The sequence below is a fragment of the Rhizobium vallis genome (assembly GCF_003985155.1).
Lineage (GTDB): Bacteria > Pseudomonadota > Alphaproteobacteria > Rhizobiales > Rhizobiaceae > Rhizobium > Rhizobium vallis.
The window spans coordinates 128931-145918 of record NZ_ML133688.1; the positions used below are offsets into that span (position 1 = coordinate 128931).

Here is a 16988-nt window from a genome sequence, read left to right on the forward strand (position 1 = left end):
AGCCGGTCAATGTTACAGATTGTTTTACGGCTGCCGATTCAGCCGGAACTGCGTCTTTCAGATCAGCTTCAGCCCCTTCAGGCTGACATGGCCATCCTTGCCGATGATGACGTGATCGTGGACGATAATATCGAGCGCCTTGGCGGCGTCCATGATCACCTTCGTCATTTCGATGTCGGCGCGCGACGGCGTCGGATCGCCGGAGGGATGGTTATGGACGAGGATCATTGCCGTTGCCGAAAGCTCGAGTGCCCGTTTCACCACTTCGCGCGGATAGACCGGCGTGTGGTCGACCGTGCCGCGGCCCTGCACCTCGTCAGCGATCAGCACGTTGCGCTTGTCGAGAAAGAGAATACGAAACTGTTCGCGGGTTTCGTGCGCCATGGCGGCATGGCAATATTGAATGACCGAAGACCATGAAGACAGGACCTGCTTGCTTCTGAGCTCGCTTTTCAGGGTCCGATGGGCGACGGTCGAGATCAGCTTCAGATCGAGCGCCACAGCCTCGCCGACACCCTTCACCTCCGTCAGCAGCGCCGCAGGTGCGCCGAAGACGCCGGCGAGCGAGCCGAACCGTTCGATCAGCGCCTTGGCGATCGGCTTGGTGTCGCGCCGCGGGATCAGGCGGAAAAGCAAGAGTTCGAGGATTTCGTAATCGGCAAGCGCGGTGTCGCCGTGTTCGCGGAAGCGGTCTCGCAAGCGCTCGCGATGGCCATGGTAGTGCTCTTGGGGAGCAAGAGAGGCGGGCAGGGCGGCCCTCGCATTCGGCGCGGGTGCCTTTCCTGGCCGCCCGAAGAACGAGCGTTCGTCGGCCGCCACAGTCTCCTCGAAAGGCAGTTCGTCGTCGGAAGATTTCGGAACCGGCCCTTTCGCCATCGGACCGTCACCCGATGAACGGTGGCAGGCCGGGGCGGTCGAGGCCACCGGGCGACAGCGTGAAGATCTCGCAGCCGTCGGAGGTGACGCCGACGGTATGTTCGTACTGCGCCGAAAGCGAGCGGTCTCGGGTTACCGCCGTCCAGCCGTCGGCGAGCACCTTCACATGCGGCCGGCCGAGATTGATCATCGGCTCGATGGTGAAGATCATGCCTTCGCGCAGCTCCGGCCCTTCATTGGCGCGGCCGTAGTGCAGGATGTTCGGCGAATCATGGAACAGCCGGCCGACGCCGTGGCCGCAGAAATCGCGCACCACCGAACAGCGCTCCGCCTCCGCATAAGTCTGGATTGCCTCGCCGATCGCGCCGGTGCGGGCGCCCGGTCTGACAGCGGCAATGCCGCGCATCAGCGATTCGTAGGTGACCTCGAGCAGCCGTTCGGCAGCGCGCTTGACCGTGCCGACAGGGTACATGCGGCTGGAATCGCCGTGCCAGCCATCGACCACGAAGGTGACGTCGATATTGACGATATCGCCTTCGCGCAGCGGCTTGTCGTTCGGAATGCCATGGCAGACGACGTGGTTGATCGAGGTGCAGGTCGATTTGGTGTAGCCGCGATAGTTCAGCGTCGCCGGATAGGCGCCGTGATCCATGCCGAAATCGAAGACGAACCGGTCGATGTCATCGGTCACCAGTCCCGGCTTCACGATATCGGCAAGCGCGTCGAGGCAGCGCGCGGTCAGCTGGCATGCCCTGCGCATACCCTCGAATGCTTCAGCGTCGTAAAGCCGGATGGCGCCCGTATTCTTCGGGGGCGCGGAAGAGGCTTCGATATAGTTCACCATTGCAGGGCCTTAGTCGAGAATATTAGAATTGTTCATAATGCAGCTATGCCGGGTTCGTCCATCGCGATCAACCACCGGCGCGACATTTCTGAACGGATACCATCGGCCGCCCCCTGCAGCATTCTGCATCCGTCCGACGGCAAATTATCGGCGGGGGCTGAATATCCACAATCTTCCCAAAGGGATAGGATTGATTGGATGGACCCTCCCCGCTACTCACCGATTGGTGACAGCGGGGAAGGGTCCGTCATGTTGATTGAAGCGGTAAAACTTGAAAATTCGCCCGAGACGGGCGCCGAGCCGGAACGGCGCGTGCGAGATCGCGGCGCCACGGAACGCGCCATCCTCGCCGCCGCCAAGAGCCTGCTGGCCGAGGAAGGCTTTCAGAACTTCGGCATCAATGCGGTCGCCCGCCGCGCCGGTTCCGACAAGCAGCTGATCTATCGTTATTATGGCGGCCTCGACGGTCTGGTCGAGGCGATTGGCGCCGATCTCGGCACCTGGGTGAGGGATCGTATCCCGGAAGATGCCGGCGGCATGTTCCTGCTCACCTATGGCGATCTGATGGAGCGGTTGGCGCTTCTCCTTCTCGACGCCTTGAAAAACGATCCGCTGATGCGCCGCATCCTCGCCTGGGAGATATCGGAAAATACCGAGCAGGTGAGGCGCCTGTCGGAAGCGCGCTCGAAGGCGCTCGCGCTCTGGCTGGAGCGCATGCGCAGCTCGCTGGCGCCGCCGAAGGGCGTAGATGCTGCAGCCGTCAACGCCGTCGTCATCGCCGCGATCCAGCATCTGGTGCTTGCCGGCGCCGCCGGCGGGCAGTGCGCCGGCCTATCGCTGAAGACGCCGAAGGACTGGGAGAAGGCGGCAACGGCGTTGAAGCGCATCGTGCGCGGCGTCTATGGCTGATACCTCCTCATCCACAGGAGGCGACCGCCACGTTAACCTTAATAAATGGTTTACGTTGCGCGGCACGGGTTAACCCGACAGTGTGGCAGTCAGCAGAGATGGTACGAGTAGAGTCCCGAGTTGACGCCCATGGGAGCCAAAATCGCTAGAGCCGCGTTTCTCGTGACGGCGATGATGTTCTTCGCAGTCCTGGCGCTGGATATAGCAGTTCCAACGCTGGTGCTTTGCATCATGGCATTGTCGACCCGGCTGGTCTCCCTCGATCTGCCCGTCGCGCACAAGCATGGAGGAGAGGCCGCATGAAGTGGTTTCTGATCTTCTGGGCCGGCCCCATCGTCTTTCTGGGCGGATGGTACTGGCTTTCCTATTACGACATGAACTTCGGCATCTTCATGCTGACGCGGCAGGTCCATGACCTGACCTTCGCGGTTTATGGCAAGGCGCTCGGCCTTCCGCCGGAAACCATCCCGCCGCTGGTTGCCCGCGCGATCGCCGTTGACAGCCTCGTCGTCTTCGCAATCCTGGGCTTCAGAAAGCGCAAATCGATCACCGCCTGGTGGAAGGCGCGTCAGGCGTTGAATTCATCTCCAGCAGACCTTGCCAGCAAGGAAAGCCTGTCGAGCGCCCCTTGAAGGATGAAGCTTGCCGCGGCCGAATCGATCCGTTCGGCCCGCTTGGCGCGTGAGACATCCATTTCCAGCAGCGCCCGCTCCGCCGCAACCGTCGAAAGCCGCTCGTCCCAATAGACGAACGGCAACGCCGTCTTCTGTTCCATATTGCGCACGAAGGCGCGGGTCGCCTGCACGCGCGGACCGGCCGAGCCGTCCATATTCATCGGCAGACCGATGACGAAGGCCGCGATTTTTTCACCTGAGGCAAAATCCAGCAGCGCCTGCGCGTCGATGGTGAACTTGACCCGGCGGATTACCGGGCGCGGCGTGGCGAAACGCCGCCCAAGATCGGACATGGAAAGCCCTATCGTCTTGGTGCCGAGATCAAGGCCTGCGATTGCCTGTCCCGGGGCAAGCGTCTCGGCCATTTCCTCGATTGTCAGCACCGTCATTACCGTTTCATCCCGTCAAAAGAAATTGAAGTCGCAGCCGCTTTCCTTTGCGGCGACATAAGTTATGTCCTTAGAGCATGATGCCGAAAAGTGTGAACGGTTTTCGGACAACATCATGCTCCAATTCTTTGATTGAGATCCGGTCTAAATCGTCCGGATCTCCCGAAACCGGCCTTTGCATACCGTAATAAAGGAGACATTTCATGAAGATCACCTGGTTCGGCCATTCCGCCTTCCGCATCGAGACATCAAAGGCGAAGATCCTGCTCGATCCGTTCCTCACCTACAACGCTTCCTTTTCCGGCCAGGATATCAAGGACGTTTCCTCAGGCATCACCCATATCCTGCTGACGCATGGTCATGGCGATCATGTCGGCGATACCGTGGCACTCGCCAAGGAGACCGGCGCTGTCGTTCTCGCCAATGCCGATCTCGCTGCCTGGCTCGGCTCCAAGGGTGTCGACAGGATCGAGATGGGCAATACCGGCGGCACGATCACCCTCGGCGGCTTCTCGGCGACCTTCACCAATGCGCTGCATTCCTCCGCGCAGATCACCGAGGACGGCGTCTCGCATGCGCTCGGCAATGCCAACGGCCTGATGCTGCATTTTGACGACGAAGCCTCGATCTTCGCCATGGGTGACACGGACATCTTCTCCGACATGGCGCTGATCAATGAGCTGCATCAGCCCGATATCGGCTTCGTGCCGATCGGCGACCGCTTCACCATGGGCGGCGCGGTGGCAGCACTCGCCTGCCAGCGTTATTTCAGCTTCAAAACCGCCATCCCCTGCCACTACGGCACCTTCCCGATTATCGACCAGACGGCCGATAAATTCGTCGCCGGCATGGAGGGATCGAAGACGGATGTGAAGGCGATCAAGCCTTCCGAGAGCCTTTCGATCTGACGAAACCCCGTTGCGTCAGGCGGACATGGCCTTTATAGCGGGTAGGAAAAATCCCATCCGGAGAATGCCATGTCCGTCGATCTCGCCACCGTAAAGCGCGTCGCCAAACTCGCCCGTATTGCCGTCTCCGAGGACGAGGCAAATCGCATGGTCGGTGAGCTGAACGGCATCCTTGGTTTCGTCGAGCAGCTCTCCGAAGTGAATGTCGATGGCGTCGAGGCGATGACATCGGTCACCCCGATGGCGATGAAGAAGCGGACCGATGAGGTCACCGACGGCAACAAGGCTGATGACGTTGTCGCCAATGCGCCCGTCACCGACCACAATTTCTTCCTGGTGCCGAAAGTCGTCGAATAAGGCTTCGAAGGCCTCTTTCCGACCCTGTTGCCATTTAAAGATCTGAAGCGAAAACACGATGAGCGAACTTACCAGCCTGACCATTGCCGAAGCCCGCCAGAAGCTGCGTGCCAAGGAAATCACCGCAATCGAACTGACCGAAGCCTATATCTCGGCGATCGATGCGGCCAATGGCCGGCTGAACGCTTATATAAAGGTCACGCCGGATCTCGCCCGCGTCATGGCCAAGAATTCCGACGAGCGCATCGCTGCCGGAAAGGCCGGTGATCTCGAGGGTATTCCGCTCGGCATCAAGGACCTTTTCGCCACTGTCGGCGTGCACACCCAGGCCTGCAGCCACATTCTCGATGGTTTCGAGCCGCGTTATGAATCGACTGTGACCCAGAACCTCTGGGACGACGGCGCCGTCATGCTTGGCAAGCTCAACATGGACGAGTTCGCCATGGGTTCGTCCAACGAGACCTCCTATTACGGTCCGGTGATCAACCCCTGGCGGGCCGGCGGCTCCAACCAGCAGCTCGTCCCAGGCGGCTCCTCCGGCGGCTCGGCCGCAGCCGTTGCTGCGCATCTTTGCGCCGGCGCCACCGCAACCGATACCGGCGGCTCGATCCGCCAGCCGGCCGCCTTCACCGGCACGGTCGGCATCAAGCCGACCTATGGCCGCTGCTCGCGTTGGGGCACCGTCGCCTTCGCTTCCTCGCTCGACCAGGCCGGCCCGATCGCCCGCGACGTCCGCGATGCCGCCATCCTCCTGAAATCGATGGCAAGTGTCGATGCAAAGGACACGACCTCTGTCGATCTGCCGGTACCGGATTACGAGGCCGTCCTCGGCCAGTCGCTGAAGGGCATGAAGATCGGCATTCCGAACGAATACCGCGTCGATGGCATGCCTGAGGAGATCGAGACCCTCTGGCGCCAGGGCATCGCCTGGCTGAAGGATGCCGGCGCCGAGATCGTCGACATCTCGCTGCCACACACCAAATATGCTCTTCCGGCCTATTACATCGTTGCTCCGGCCGAGGCGTCATCGAACCTCGCACGTTACGACGGCGTGCGCTACGGCCTGCGCGTCGACGGCAAGGATATCGTCGACATGTATGAGAAGACGCGTGCCGCAGGCTTCGGCCAGGAAGTCAAGCGCCGCATCATGATCGGCACCTATGTGCTGTCCGCCGGCTACTACGACGCCTATTACATCCGCGCCCAGAAGGTCCGCACGCTGATCAAGCGCGATTTCGAACTTGCCTTTGACGCTGGCGTCGACGCCATCCTGACGCCGGCCACGCCATCGTCTGCCTTCGGTGTCGCCGATGAGGACCTCGCCGCCGATCCGGTGAAGATGTACCTGAACGACATTTTCACGGTAACGGTCAACATGGCGGGCCTGCCCGGTATCGCCGTGCCCGCCGGTCTCGACCAGAAGGGCCTGCCACTGGGGCTGCAGCTGATCGGCAAGCCCTTCGACGAGGAAACCCTGTTCAAGACCGCCCATGTCATCGAGCAGGCCGCCGGCAGGTTTACGCCGGCGAAGTGGTGGTAACGGATCTAACGATCCGAAAGATAACGGCTGCCGATCACGAAACGGTCGGCGCCGTCGGCTTTGCCGCCTGGGCCGCGGGAAGCGCCTTCGAGGACAGCTATCGCGATCCTGATGTCATCGACCGGGTGCGGCGGGAATTCGCGATTTTTCCGGGTGAGACGAAAGGCGAGATCTTCGTCGCGGAGCTGAGCGGGAAAATCGTTGGCTGGGGTGCACGGGAGAATGCACCAAACTATATTTCTGATTTGTGGGTGCACCCCGATCATCAGGGCAGGGGCGTAGGCAAGGCGCTTCTGCTTCATCTCTGCGCTTTGATGAAGGCTGAAGGCCTGGAAACGGCGCGGCTCGACACGCATGCGAAGAACAGCGGCGCTGTCCGGCTCTACGAGAATTGCGGCTTCACAATCATCTGGCACGGTATCGAATTTTCAAAGAGCATGGGTGTCCCGCTGCAAAAGGTGCATCTGGAGAAGCGCTTGGTTGAGTGATGTCAGGAACCGGGGAGGGTCTTATGGCGGGCGATGATCTCATGCGGCTGATCGAGGCAATCGATCGCCTTGCTACCGGTGGTTTTGCCATGGATGCGGAATGGCAGGCGGTTCACGATATCTGCCAGCGCCACGAAGGCGAGCAGCCGTTCGACTGGGGTCACGCTCTCTGTCATCGCATCGAGGGCGACGACTGGAACGCCGATTACTGGTATCGCCGCGCCGGCAAGGCGCGCGGCACGGGCGCGATGGCCGATGAGTGGTCGGCGATGCGGGCGGAATTGTCTGCAAAGGCTTGAAGTGGACCCTAACCACGCGCCGATGCCGGCGCGTGATTAGGGGGCTGGTGATTACCTGTTGTCCAACTGCGACCTGACCAGCCTCAGCCCTCTTTCGGTGATCCGATAAGGTTGGCCGCCCGAGGATTTGATCGCCCTCAGCCGCTTCAATCTACGGAAGAGATCGAGGTCGACGCCGGGATAGAGCCAGCCGTCGCGGGTGAAGCAACTGACGGCCTCGATTTTCCTGTTGTCGTCGCGGGTGAGTTCGATGCGGCCGCCTTGGGCCATGAGGTGCAGGATGCGCTGCTCCGTGCGTGAAATGTCCATATAGTGAGATCCGGTATCGCGCCCGGCAGGGCGCACAAAAACGATCTGACGCTCATTCGAACGTCAGGGCTTCGTTTTTTCGGGCCCATGCGCGCAAAAAAACTTGCGGGCAGGGCCTTTACCGGGTCTCAGGCAGGCTCAACATAAAACACCTCGATAAGCTTTATTATGCAGCCAGGAAAAGCCGGTCAAGAGCGTGTTCTCAGCTCAAAATCAGTCCAAAACCGTGGTTTCGATACATCGCCCCGTTGCGGGTACTGGTAAATTTCGCGACTCAATGGTCTAGTTGAGGGGTAACGCGGAGGTGTCTTTGATCCACATTCGCAATGCCCGCGACGGGGAAGCGGAACTGCTGAGCGAGATCGGGCTGCGGGCCTGGCAAAATGCGATGGCGTCGATCGGCGAATCGGACGCGATGATCGACGCGGCGCGCAACGCCTTTCGCAACTTCGTGGAAAACGACTGGCTGACCATCACCGTCGTCGAGCAGAACGGCCAGGTTGCAGGCTGGGCGGCGCGCGAGGGATTGGACGAAACCATCTCGGATTTCTGGATCGATCCCGCCTTTACCCGCCAGGGGTTGGGTTCGGCCCTTCTCGAGCGCATCGAAAGGGAAATTGCCGAGCAGGGCTTCGAAAAAGCGGCGATGCAGACCCATTCCGGCAATAACGAGGCGATCGGCTTCTTCCGGAAGCACGGCTACAGCATCCACTGGCTCTCGGTCGCCTACAATCCCAAGCTCGATCGCGACGTGCCCTCGGTCGGGCTGACGAAACAGCTCGTTTCCGACGGCGACGGGGGATACGGGCAGGAATTCTGACGGCTCAAAAATCCTGCGGAAGACGCAGGCTCCATTGCGGCGCAAAGGCCAGCACAGCAGCCAGTGCGCCGTGCAAGATCAGGATCGCCACCAGGATGGACCGGAACGGCTCCTTTCTCGTCTTGTGCCGCAGGAGTTGCTGCGCCGCCACCGCGCCGAGGCTGCCGCCGATCAGCGCAAGGGTCAAAAGCGTGCGCTCGCTGATGCGCCATCTGCCTCGGCGCGCCGCCTGCTTGTCGAGGTAATAGACCGAGAAGGCGAGGAGGTTCAGCGCCAGAAACAGGATGGTTGATTGGATGATATCGATCATCGTCATAGGGGAACCCTACCGCGCCTCCGTTAACGGGCGGCAAATGTCGTCGTCGTCATCAAACCGCGACGTGCGACATGGCGAAAGCCTTGCACCGGTACGCCATTTCCTTTACCTCACGAGTGGAAAAGAACAGCCTGCAAAGAGCATCAGATGACCCTTGTCGACGTCCGCACGCCCGATCCGAAACGCTTCATTCCTGGCGCCACCGGCGACTGGGAAGTCATCGTCGGCATGGAAGTCCATGCCCAGGTGCTCTCCAATTCGAAGCTCTTCTCCGGCGCCTCGACTGAATTCGGCAAGCCGCAGAACTCGAACGTCTCGCTCGTCGACGCCGCCATGCCCGGCATGCTGCCCGTCATCAACGAGGAATGCGTCAAGCAGGCCGTGCGTACCGGTCTCGGCCTCAAAGCCCAGATCAACAAGCGCTCGCTGTTCGACCGCAAAAACTATTTCTATCCCGACCTGCCGCAGGGCTATCAGATCTCGCAGTTCAAGGATCCGATCGTCGGCGAGGGCAAGATCGTCATTTCGCTCGGGCCGGACCGCCAGGGCCAGTTCGAGGATATCGAGATCGGCATCGAGCGCCTGCACCTGGAACAGGATGCCGGCAAGTCGATGCACGACCAGCATGCGACCATGTCCTATGTCGACCTCAACCGATCCGGCGTTGCGCTGATGGAGATCGTCTCCAAGCCCGACATGCGCTCGTCCGACGAAGCCAAGGCCTTTATGACCAAGCTGCGTGCGATCGTGCGCTATCTCGGCACCTGCGACGGCAACATGGACGAAGGCTCGATGCGCGCCGACGTCAACGTCTCCGTTCGCCGCCCGGGCGAGGGTTTCGGCACGCGCTGCGAGATCAAGAACGTCAACTCCATCCGCTTCATCGGCCAGGCGATCGAATCCGAGGCCCGTCGCCAGATCGACATTTTGGAGGATGGCGGCAAGATCGATCAGGAGACGCGGCTCTATGACCCGAACACGGGCAGAACGGAATCCATGCGGTCGAAGGAGGATGCGCACGACTATCGTTACTTCCCCGATCCGGATCTGCTGCCGCTCGAATTCGACGATGCTTTCGTCACGGCGCTCGAAGCCGATCTGCCGGAATTGCCCGACGACAAAAAGGAACGCTTCGTGCGCGAGCTCGGGCTATCGATCTACGATGCCTCCGTGCTCGTCTCCGAAAAGGCGATCGCCGACTATTTCGAGGCAGTGGCCGCCGGCCGCGACGGCAAGATCGCGGCAAACTGGGTGATCAACGATCTGCTCGGCGCGTTGAACCGCACCGGCAAGGACATCGAGCAGACGTCGGTTTCCCCGGCCCAGCTCGGCGCCATCATCGATCTCATCAAGGCGGGAACGATCTCCGGCAAGATCGCCAAGGATCTTTTCGAGATCGTGCTGACCGAGGGCGGCGATCCGGCCGAGATCGTTGAATTGCGCGGCATGAAGCAGGTGACGGATACCGGCGCGATCGAAAAGGCCGTGGACGAGATCATTGCCGCCAATCCCGATCAGGTCGAAAAGGTCAAAGCGAAGCCGACCATGGCGGCGTGGTTCGTCGGCCAGGTGATGAAGGCGACCGGGGGCAAGGCCAATCCGCAGGCCGTCCAGGCGCTCGTCAAGGCGAAGCTCGGCATCGAGGAATAAGCGGTGTATTTCGTCCGCACCGCCGGCGAGCGCGACCTTGAGAAGGTTCGCGCCCTGCTGGCGGAGAGCTTCCACGCCACCTATGACGGCCTCCACGGCAAAGCCAGGGTGGACGAGCTGATCGCCCATCTCTTTACGCCGGCGGCGCTGAAAGCGCGCTTGGTGCGTAAGGATGCGGAATTCCTCGTCGCCGACGATGGCCGCAACATCGGCGGCATGGGCTATGCGGCGATGTCGCAGGCGCTGACGAAAACCGTGATGTTGCATCTCCTCTATGTCAGCCCGGCGCTGCAACGCCAGGGCATCGGCCGGGATATTTTCGCCGAGCTCGAAACCTGCTTCCCGGATGCGGAGATCATGCGTCTCGAAGTCGAACCGCGGAATGCGGGCGCGATTGCCTTTTACCGCGCGCACGGCTTCGCCGAGGTTGGGCGCAACGAGAATGGCGCAGCGGGGCAATCCGGCATTCCGGCGCTTATTTTCGAAAAACCGCTCGAAGGGCGTTGAGACAGTGACGCTCGGATCGTCGGATATTCTCGTTCGCCGGGCACGTGAAGACGATCTGCCGGCACTCGTCGCGCTGTTTGCCGCCGATGCGCTTGGCGGTCATGGCGATACGACGGATCGCCAGGCTTTTCCGGATTATGTTAGGGCCTTCGCCGTCATCGAGGCTTCGCCCGACCAGACGCTTTATGTTGCTGAGCGCGGCGGCGAAGTCGTCGGCACGTTTCAGACGATGATAACGACCTCGCTGACCGGCCGCGGCTCTTCGGCGATGATCGTCGAAGCGGTGCAGACCCGGGCCGATATGCGCGGGCAGGGGATCGGCGCGCTGATGATCGAATTTGCCATTGCCGAGGCAAAAGGCCGCGGCGTGCGGCTGGTTCAACTGACCTCGAATGCGCTACGCAAGGACGCCCATCGTTTCTATCAAAGGCTGGGATTCAAGCCGTCGCATGTGGGCTTCAAGATGGCTTTGAAATGACCTTTGGCTCTCGCGGAATCGCTGGACAATTCGGCTGGGCGACGGCATAAGCGAGGAAACGAATTTGGTTTGGTCCGCATCTGGCGGGCACAAGGAAAAGACATGTGGAATCTTCTGGTTCAAACCTTCACCTGGTGGAACGGTCAGACGATGGGCACGCGTTTTGCGACCTGGCGTTTCGGCAAGCGCGTCGGAGAGGATGAATTCGGCAACGTCTATTACGAAGGCGGCATGTCTTCTTACGGCCTGCCGAAGCGCTGGGTGATCTACAAGGGATATGCCGAAGCCTCAGCCATTCCTCCGGGCTGGCATGGCTGGATGCATCATCGCACGGATGTTCCTCCGTCCAAGGAAAACTACACTGCCAAGGAATGGCAGAAGTTGCACCGTCCCAACCTCACCGGTTCTCCGCAGGCGTACCGTCCGCCGGGCTCGATCGCCGTTCCGGGCGAGCGGCCGCGCGTCACCGGCGATTACGACGCCTGGACGCCGGGCAACTGAGACGGCTTGACCGGGTGATCCCAAGCCCGGCTTTTGGCCACAATTGACCTTTACCCGCAGGTTGGCCGTGCTTGACCGCGGCCTTATTTGAAAATTCTGGAGACGGGTACATGAAGCTCTTCACGCGGAACACGGTCCTGCGTGCCGCCGGATCGCTGCTGGCGCTCTCGGTTTTGCTTCCGGCGGTCGCGGCAAATGCCGCCCGCATCGAAAATCCGGTTGCCGTCTTCTCCGGCCTCGACAAGATCACCGGCCGGATCACGACCTTCGACGTCTATGTCAACGAAACGGTACAGTTCGGCGCATTGCAGGTGACACCGAAGGCCTGCTATTCGCGCGACCAGTCGGAAGCGCAGAAAATCGACGGCTTCGTCGAGGTCGACGAGATTACCCTCGACCGCAAGATCCGCCGCATCTTCACCGGCTGGATGTTTGCCGCCAGCCCCGGCCTCAATGCCGTTGAACACCCGATCTACGACGTCTGGCTGAAAGACTGCAAGACGAGCTCGGACGTCCCCGCGCCGGACAGCGCCAAGGCGCCAGCCCGCTAACACGTCTCGCCAACGCGCCAGGCCATTCCCCTATCGAACTGCACGTGCTTCGTGACGATCGCAATGACGTCTTCGATTTCCTCGTCTTCATGCGAAGCGGAAATTCAGCGGCAAGCGCGATCTTCTGAACCGATGTCGTCCGCCTGCATGACAGGGTACGGCTCGGATGCGTGCGACAATCTTTTCAGATGAAGCCCCGAACCAGGAGGCATCAGATGGATATTCAGAGTCTCATCGCCGCACACATGTCGAACCGTCGCCGCCCCACACGGATGAACGCCGCGGCCGAGGACCGATACTACCGAAACCAGATCATCCTTCCGCCGCGCCTTGGGCTTCGGCTAGTCGGCCTGATCACAACGACCGCCGGCCTGACGCTGCTTCTGGCTGGTGTCATCAAGGCATGAGGCGAGGCGCCGTCATGGTCAGACAGACCGATCATGCTATGCTGGGACCCCTTGTCACGGGGGACAGCGAGATGGACGACAGCGAGGCTGACCGGGCGTCGATCATGGCGGTGATCCGTGCCGAAACCGAGGCATGGCTGCAGCGGGACTTCGAGGCGCTGGCGAGCCACTGGGTGCAGTCGCCGCAGACCCGGAGGATGGAAGCCTTCGCGTCGCTGGGCGTCCGGGTGGACGAAGGCTGGGACCCGATCGCGGCGCGGATCAAGAAGATCGTGGAGCGCTTCCCCGAGAAATACGCTTTCGATGGGCGCGTCCGCTGGGAAAAGGTCAACATCGTCGTCGACGGTAATATGGCCTGGATGACCTTCGATCAGATCGGCAGTGACACCGGCGAGGATCGCAAGCGCCAACTGCGGATACTTCACCGGATCGACGGCGCCTGGAAGATCAGCTGTATGGTGATGCTGGAGAGCAGTGTCGAGGAGGCGAGCTGCCCGCTGATCGAGGTCGATGCGGATGCCAGAATCCTCTGGACAAACCGGCTGGCGCGGGAACGGATGCGCGGCCATCCGGGGCTCGTCGCTGCTGCCGGCCGCTTGCGCGCCCGGCGGCGTGATCGCGACGTCGCGCTGCGCGAGGCGATGCGTCTGGCATTCCATGAGCTGCAGGGTCAGAGGCCTTTGAACATCGCGCCGAAGCAGGCGTGGTCGGTGACGCTCGGCGAGGACGAGGCGGGGATCCCGCTCTACTGCTGGGTTCTGCCCGAGGATGGCAAGACGCTGGTTTCCTTCGACGACGCCGAGACGGTGGTGCGCCGGATTGCGAGCGCGCGGGAGATCTTCAGCCTGTCGCCGGCGCAGACCCGGCTTGCGCGCCTGATCGTCGATGGCCACGACCTCGCAGCCGCCTCCGACCAGCTTGGGGTCAGTGTCAACACGTTGCGCACCCAGTTGCAGCGCATCTTCGACAAAACAGGCGTTCGCAGCCAGGCGGCATTGGTCCGGGCGCTTTTGAGCGCCGGGGCTCCAAACAAATAAACTCGACCGCCGGACGCTACGGCACCCGGCTAACCGTCGATGCGGGATCTTTTGGAGCTTAAAACTTAAGGTGCGGCGATTCCATTGCCGCTGCCAGTATCTCGGCATAATCGGCTTTCGGAACGTCGATCGCGCCGAATGTCTTCAGGTGTTCGGTGGTGAACTGGGTGTCGAGCAGGGTGAATCCCTTTTCCCGTAGCCGGTCGACCAGATGCACGAGGCAGATCTTCGAGGCGTCCGTCCGGCGCGAAAACATGCTTTCGCCGAAGAAGGCGGAGCCGAGCGAAACACCGTAGAGCCCGCCGACCAGTTCATCGCCGTCCCAGGCCTCGACGGTGTGGGCATGGCCCATATCGAACAGTGTCGAATAGAGCGATCGGATCGTCGTGTTGATCCAGGTGCTTGGGCGCCCGAATGTCTCTTCCGCGCAGGCCGCGATCACAGCATCGAAGGCGTGATCGAAGCGGATTTCGAATGGCTGTCTGCGCACCGTCTTGGCAAGGCGCTTCGACACGTGGAAATGATCGAGCGGCAGCACGCCGCGCAATTCCGGTTCGACCCAGAAGATCTCCGGGTCGTCGGCAGATTCGGCCATCGGGAAGAGGCCGATGGAATAGGCGCGCAGGAGAATGTCAGGGGTAATGCCTGGTGACTTCCTGCGCGATCCTGCCATTCCTGTCCTATGCCGCCGGCGTGTTGGCGAGGTGGTGTTCCAGCCAGTGGATGTCGTAGTCGCCGTTGGCGATATCCTGGTTGGAGACGAGATCCTGGAACAGCGGCAGCGTCGTGTTGATGCCGTCGACGACGAATTCATCGAGCGCCCTGCGCAGGCGCATCATGCATTCGACGCGGGTGCGGCCGTGCACGATCAGCTTGCCGATGAGGCTGTCGTAATAGGGCGGGATCTTGTAGCCCTGATAGGCGCCGGAATCGATGCGCACACCGAGGCCGCCCGGCGCATGGAAATGCGTGATCGTGCCGGGCGAGGGCACGAAAGTGCGCGGGTGCTCGGCATTGATGCGGCACTCGATGGCGTGACCGGAAAAGTGCACTTCGTCCTGCGTCACCGAGAGACCGCCGCCGGAGGCGACGCGGATCTGCTCGTGCACCAGGTCGATGCCGGTGATCGCCTCCGTGATCGGATGCTCCACCTGCAGGCGGGTGTTCATTTCGATGAAATAGAACTCGCCGTTCTCGTAGAGGAATTCGATCGTGCCGGCGCCGCGATATTTCAGCTTCTTCATGGCGTCGGCGCAGACCTGGCCGATCTTCATGCGCTGCTCGACATTGAGCGCCGGCGAATTCGCCTCTTCCCAGACCTTCTGGTGGCGGCGCTGCAGCGAGCAGTCGCGCTCGCCGAGATGGATGGCGTTGCCTTCGCCGTCGCCGAACACCTGAATTTCGATGTGGCGCGGCTTGCCAAGGTATTTTTCCATGTAGACGGCATCGTTGCCGAAGGCGGCTGCTGCTTCCGTGCGTGCCGTCGACCAGGCCTCGATCAGGTCATCCTCGCTCTTGGCGACCTTCATGCCGCGACCACCGCCACCGGCCGTTGCCTTAATCAGCACGGGATAGCCGATTTCGGCGGCCGTCTTCAGTGCGTCCTCTTCGGTCTTCACTTCGCCGTCCGAACCGGGAACGACGGGAATGCCGAGCTCCAGGGCTGTCGTCTTGGCGGTGATCTTGTCGCCCATGATGCGGATATGATCTGCCGTCGGCCCGATGAAGGTGATGCCGTGGGCTTCGAGAATATCGGCGAACTTGGCATTCTCGGACAGAAAGCCGTAGCCCGGATGCACGGCGTCGGCGCCGGTGATCTCGCAGGCGGCGACGATCTGGTGAATGTTGAGATAGCTCTCGCGCGAGGAGGGCGGGCCGATGCACACGCTTTCGTCGGCAAGGCGCACATGCATGGCGTCGGCGTCGGCGGTGGAATGAACCACGACGCAGGCGATGCCGAGCTCTTTGCAGGCCCGGAGCACGCGAAGGGCGATTTCCCCGCGATTGGCGATGAGGATTTTTGAAATCATGGGCATCGGTCTACTCGACGACGACGAGGGCTTGGCCGTATTCGACGGGATGCCCGTCATCGACGAGGATCTCGGTTACCTTGCCTGACTTCGGCGAGGGGATCTGGTTCATCGTCTTCATCGCTTCGATGATGAGCAGCGTCTGGCCTTCCTTGACGGTCGCGCCGATCTCGATGAAGGCACGGGCGCCCGGAGCCGGGGCCATATAGACGGTGCCGACCATCGGCGCATTGACGACATTTGCGGGGTTGCGGCTGGGAGTTGCGGCCGGGGCGGCAGCGGCTGCTGTTGGTGCGGCGGCGGGCGCGGCAAAGGCCGGCGCTGCGATCGGTGCCTGGACGTATTGCGTCGCGCCGGCGCGCGAAACGCGAATGCGCAGATCGTCCTGCTCGACCTCGATCTCCGTCAGATCCGTCTCGTTGAGAATGTTGGCGAGATCGCGGATCAGTGCCTGATCGATACCCGATTTCTTTTCAGCCATGGTGTTGCCCTGTCTTCTTCTTATGCCGTGATGTTTTTCAGCGCGTGGAGCGCCAGGATGTAGCTGTGAGGCCCGAAGCCGCAGATCACGCCCTTGCACGCCGGCGCGATCATCGACTTGTGGCGGAATTCTTCCCGTGCATGCACGTTGGATATGTGGAGCTCGATGACGGGAATTGATATAGCGCGGATCGCATCATGCAGCGCGACCGAAGTATGCGTATAGGCGCCCGCATTGATGGCAACGCCGACGGCCTTTTCGTCCGCCTCGTGGAACCAGTCCACAAGCGTGCCTTCGTGGTTGCTCTGGCGGAAATCCATATCGAAACCGAGTTCGCGGCCGGCCGCCTTGCAGTCCGCCTCGATGTCCTTGAGCGTCTTGCCGCCATAAATGCCAGGCTCTCGCTTGCCCAGCATGTTCAGGTTGGGGCCGTTCAGGACGAAAATTGTTTGCGTCATCGAATGTTCCGTAAAATGCACGACGGCAACCTATAGACTCCGCGAGGGCTGAATGAAAGCCCTTACGGATGGCCGGCGGGAATCGCGCCACATTTGTCCACATGGCTGAAACGCTTCGATTTTGGCGAATTGATGAGCGGCCCGGTTGACCGCCGGCGG

25 protein-coding genes are annotated in these 16988 nt (G+C 61.3%); 16 read left to right on the forward strand and 9 right to left on the reverse strand.

Annotation, left to right across the window (positions count from 1 at the left end):
• Positions 1–57: 57 nt before the first annotated feature.
• Together radC and map are read right to left on the reverse strand one after the other, a co-directional pair.
• Entirely contained in the window at positions 58–876 is an 819-nt protein-coding gene (radC, locus tag EFQ99_RS10495; RefSeq protein ID WP_126920980.1) for a RadC family protein, read from the reverse strand.
• 7 nt (positions 877–883) lie between these two features.
• On the reverse strand, positions 884–1720 hold the full coding sequence (gene map / locus EFQ99_RS10500) for a type I methionyl aminopeptidase (protein ID WP_126920981.1): 837 nt from the start codon (positions 1718–1720) through the stop codon (positions 884–886).
• Between the two features lie 249 nt (positions 1721–1969).
• Here map and EFQ99_RS10505 point away from each other — a divergent pair, with 249 nt between their 5' ends.
• The 3 genes from EFQ99_RS10505 to EFQ99_RS10510 all read left to right on the forward strand — a co-directional run bounded on the left by EFQ99_RS10505 (position 1970) and on the right by EFQ99_RS10510 (position 3261).
• A complete protein-coding gene (locus EFQ99_RS10505) occupies positions 1970–2629 on the forward strand; it encodes a TetR/AcrR family transcriptional regulator (protein WP_126920982.1) in 660 nt (219 codons plus the stop codon).
• A gap of 129 nt (positions 2630–2758) precedes the next feature.
• Positions 2759–2932 carry a hypothetical protein gene (locus EFQ99_RS35005; protein WP_164736367.1) on the forward strand — a complete coding sequence of 58 codons (174 nt, stop codon included), beginning with the start codon at positions 2759–2761 and terminating at the stop codon, positions 2930–2932.
• On the forward strand, positions 2929–3261 hold the full coding sequence (locus EFQ99_RS10510) for a DUF6105 family protein (protein ID WP_126920983.1): 333 nt from the start codon (positions 2929–2931) through the stop codon (positions 3259–3261). The genes EFQ99_RS35005 and EFQ99_RS10510 overlap by 4 nt, the downstream gene beginning before the upstream one ends.
• On the opposite strand, the gene ruvX is transcribed toward EFQ99_RS10510, so the two are convergent.
• Entirely contained in the window at positions 3198–3692 is a 495-nt protein-coding gene (ruvX, locus tag EFQ99_RS10515) for a Holliday junction resolvase RuvX (RefSeq protein ID WP_126920984.1), read from the reverse strand. The two genes, EFQ99_RS10510 and ruvX, sit on opposite strands and share 64 nt — an antisense overlap.
• A 203-nt stretch (positions 3693–3895) precedes the next feature.
• Here ruvX and EFQ99_RS10520 point away from each other — a divergent pair, with 203 nt between their 5' ends.
• The 5 genes from EFQ99_RS10520 to EFQ99_RS10540 all read left to right on the forward strand — a co-directional run bounded on the left by EFQ99_RS10520 (position 3896) and on the right by EFQ99_RS10540 (position 7284).
• Positions 3896–4600, forward strand: a complete 705-nt coding sequence (locus EFQ99_RS10520) for a metal-dependent hydrolase (protein ID WP_126920985.1) — start codon at positions 3896–3898, stop codon at positions 4598–4600.
• A 69-nt stretch (positions 4601–4669) separates the two neighbouring features.
• Positions 4670–4957 carry an Asp-tRNA(Asn)/Glu-tRNA(Gln) amidotransferase subunit GatC gene (gatC, locus tag EFQ99_RS10525; RefSeq protein WP_126920986.1) on the forward strand — a complete coding sequence of 96 codons (288 nt, stop codon included), beginning with the start codon at positions 4670–4672 and terminating at the stop codon, positions 4955–4957.
• 58 nt (positions 4958–5015) lie between these two features.
• Positions 5016–6497 carry an Asp-tRNA(Asn)/Glu-tRNA(Gln) amidotransferase subunit GatA gene (gene gatA / locus EFQ99_RS10530; RefSeq protein ID WP_126920987.1) on the forward strand — a complete coding sequence of 494 codons (1482 nt, stop codon included), beginning with the start codon at positions 5016–5018 and terminating at the stop codon, positions 6495–6497.
• Positions 6488–6985, forward strand: a complete 498-nt coding sequence (locus EFQ99_RS10535) for a GNAT family N-acetyltransferase (protein WP_126920988.1) — start codon at positions 6488–6490, stop codon at positions 6983–6985. The genes gatA and EFQ99_RS10535 overlap by 10 nt, the downstream gene beginning before the upstream one ends.
• Positions 6986–7008: 23 nt before the next feature.
• Positions 7009–7284 (forward strand): hypothetical protein, encoded by a 276-nt coding sequence (locus tag EFQ99_RS10540; RefSeq protein WP_126920989.1) that lies wholly within the window; start codon positions 7009–7011, stop codon positions 7282–7284.
• A 51-nt stretch (positions 7285–7335) separates the two neighbouring features.
• On the opposite strand, the gene EFQ99_RS10545 is transcribed toward EFQ99_RS10540, so the two are convergent.
• Positions 7336–7593, reverse strand: a complete 258-nt coding sequence (locus EFQ99_RS10545) for a YjhX family toxin (RefSeq protein ID WP_126920990.1) — start codon at positions 7591–7593, stop codon at positions 7336–7338.
• Between the two features lie 310 nt (positions 7594–7903).
• Between EFQ99_RS10545 and EFQ99_RS10550 the strand changes: the two genes are divergently transcribed.
• Positions 7904–8413 carry a GNAT family N-acetyltransferase gene (locus EFQ99_RS10550; protein ID WP_126920991.1) on the forward strand — a complete coding sequence of 170 codons (510 nt, stop codon included), beginning with the start codon at positions 7904–7906 and terminating at the stop codon, positions 8411–8413.
• 4 nt (positions 8414–8417) lie between these two features.
• Here EFQ99_RS10550 and EFQ99_RS10555 read toward each other — a convergent pair whose 3' ends face one another.
• A complete protein-coding gene (locus EFQ99_RS10555) occupies positions 8418–8729 on the reverse strand; it encodes a DUF1294 domain-containing protein (RefSeq protein WP_126920992.1) in 312 nt (103 codons plus the stop codon).
• Positions 8730–8876: 147 nt separating this feature from the next.
• Between EFQ99_RS10555 and gatB the strand changes: the two genes are divergently transcribed.
• The 7 genes from gatB to EFQ99_RS10590 all read left to right on the forward strand — a co-directional run bounded on the left by gatB (position 8877) and on the right by EFQ99_RS10590 (position 13860).
• On the forward strand, positions 8877–10379 hold the full coding sequence (gene gatB, locus EFQ99_RS10560; RefSeq protein ID WP_126920993.1) for an Asp-tRNA(Asn)/Glu-tRNA(Gln) amidotransferase subunit GatB: 1503 nt from the start codon (positions 8877–8879) through the stop codon (positions 10377–10379).
• Positions 10380–10382: 3 nt separating this feature from the next.
• Entirely contained in the window at positions 10383–10886 is a 504-nt protein-coding gene (locus EFQ99_RS10565) for a GNAT family N-acetyltransferase (RefSeq protein ID WP_126920994.1), read from the forward strand.
• Between the two features lie 4 nt (positions 10887–10890).
• Complete coding sequence (locus EFQ99_RS10570) at positions 10891–11364, forward strand: GNAT family N-acetyltransferase (protein WP_245441477.1); 474 nt, start codon at positions 10891–10893, stop codon at positions 11362–11364.
• A gap of 102 nt (positions 11365–11466) precedes the next feature.
• Positions 11467–11865 carry an NADH:ubiquinone oxidoreductase subunit NDUFA12 gene (locus EFQ99_RS10575; RefSeq protein WP_126920996.1) on the forward strand — a complete coding sequence of 133 codons (399 nt, stop codon included), beginning with the start codon at positions 11467–11469 and terminating at the stop codon, positions 11863–11865.
• 110 nt (positions 11866–11975) lie between these two features.
• Entirely contained in the window at positions 11976–12416 is a 441-nt protein-coding gene (locus EFQ99_RS10580; protein WP_126920997.1) for a DUF2155 domain-containing protein, read from the forward strand.
• Positions 12417–12631: 215 nt separating this feature from the next.
• Positions 12632–12823: a hypothetical protein gene (locus EFQ99_RS10585; RefSeq protein WP_126920998.1), complete on the forward strand. Its 192-nt coding sequence runs from the start codon at positions 12632–12634 to the stop codon at positions 12821–12823.
• A 14-nt stretch (positions 12824–12837) separates the two neighbouring features.
• Positions 12838–13860: a LuxR family transcriptional regulator gene (locus tag EFQ99_RS10590; RefSeq protein WP_126920999.1), complete on the forward strand. Its 1023-nt coding sequence runs from the start codon at positions 12838–12840 to the stop codon at positions 13858–13860.
• 58 nt (positions 13861–13918) lie between these two features.
• Here the strand turns inward: EFQ99_RS10590 and aat are convergent, their stop codons facing one another.
• The 4 genes from aat to aroQ are packed head-to-tail and all read right to left on the reverse strand — an operon-like array spanning position 13919 to position 16829.
• The gene (aat, locus tag EFQ99_RS10595) at positions 13919–14533 is read right to left on the reverse strand and encodes a leucyl/phenylalanyl-tRNA--protein transferase (RefSeq protein WP_126921000.1); all 615 of its coding nucleotides are present in this window, start codon (positions 14531–14533) and stop codon (positions 13919–13921) included.
• A 7-nt stretch (positions 14534–14540) separates the two neighbouring features.
• Positions 14541–15896, reverse strand: coding sequence for an acetyl-CoA carboxylase biotin carboxylase subunit (gene accC, locus EFQ99_RS10600; RefSeq protein ID WP_208722743.1), 1356 nt, complete (start codon positions 15894–15896; stop codon positions 14541–14543).
• Positions 15897–15900: 4 nt separating this feature from the next.
• The gene (gene accB, locus EFQ99_RS10605; RefSeq protein ID WP_126921001.1) at positions 15901–16371 is read right to left on the reverse strand and encodes an acetyl-CoA carboxylase biotin carboxyl carrier protein; all 471 of its coding nucleotides are present in this window, start codon (positions 16369–16371) and stop codon (positions 15901–15903) included.
• Between the two features lie 20 nt (positions 16372–16391).
• Positions 16392–16829 carry a type II 3-dehydroquinate dehydratase gene (aroQ, locus tag EFQ99_RS10610; RefSeq protein ID WP_126921002.1) on the reverse strand — a complete coding sequence of 146 codons (438 nt, stop codon included), beginning with the start codon at positions 16827–16829 and terminating at the stop codon, positions 16392–16394.
• Positions 16830–16988: the final 159 nt, after the last annotated feature.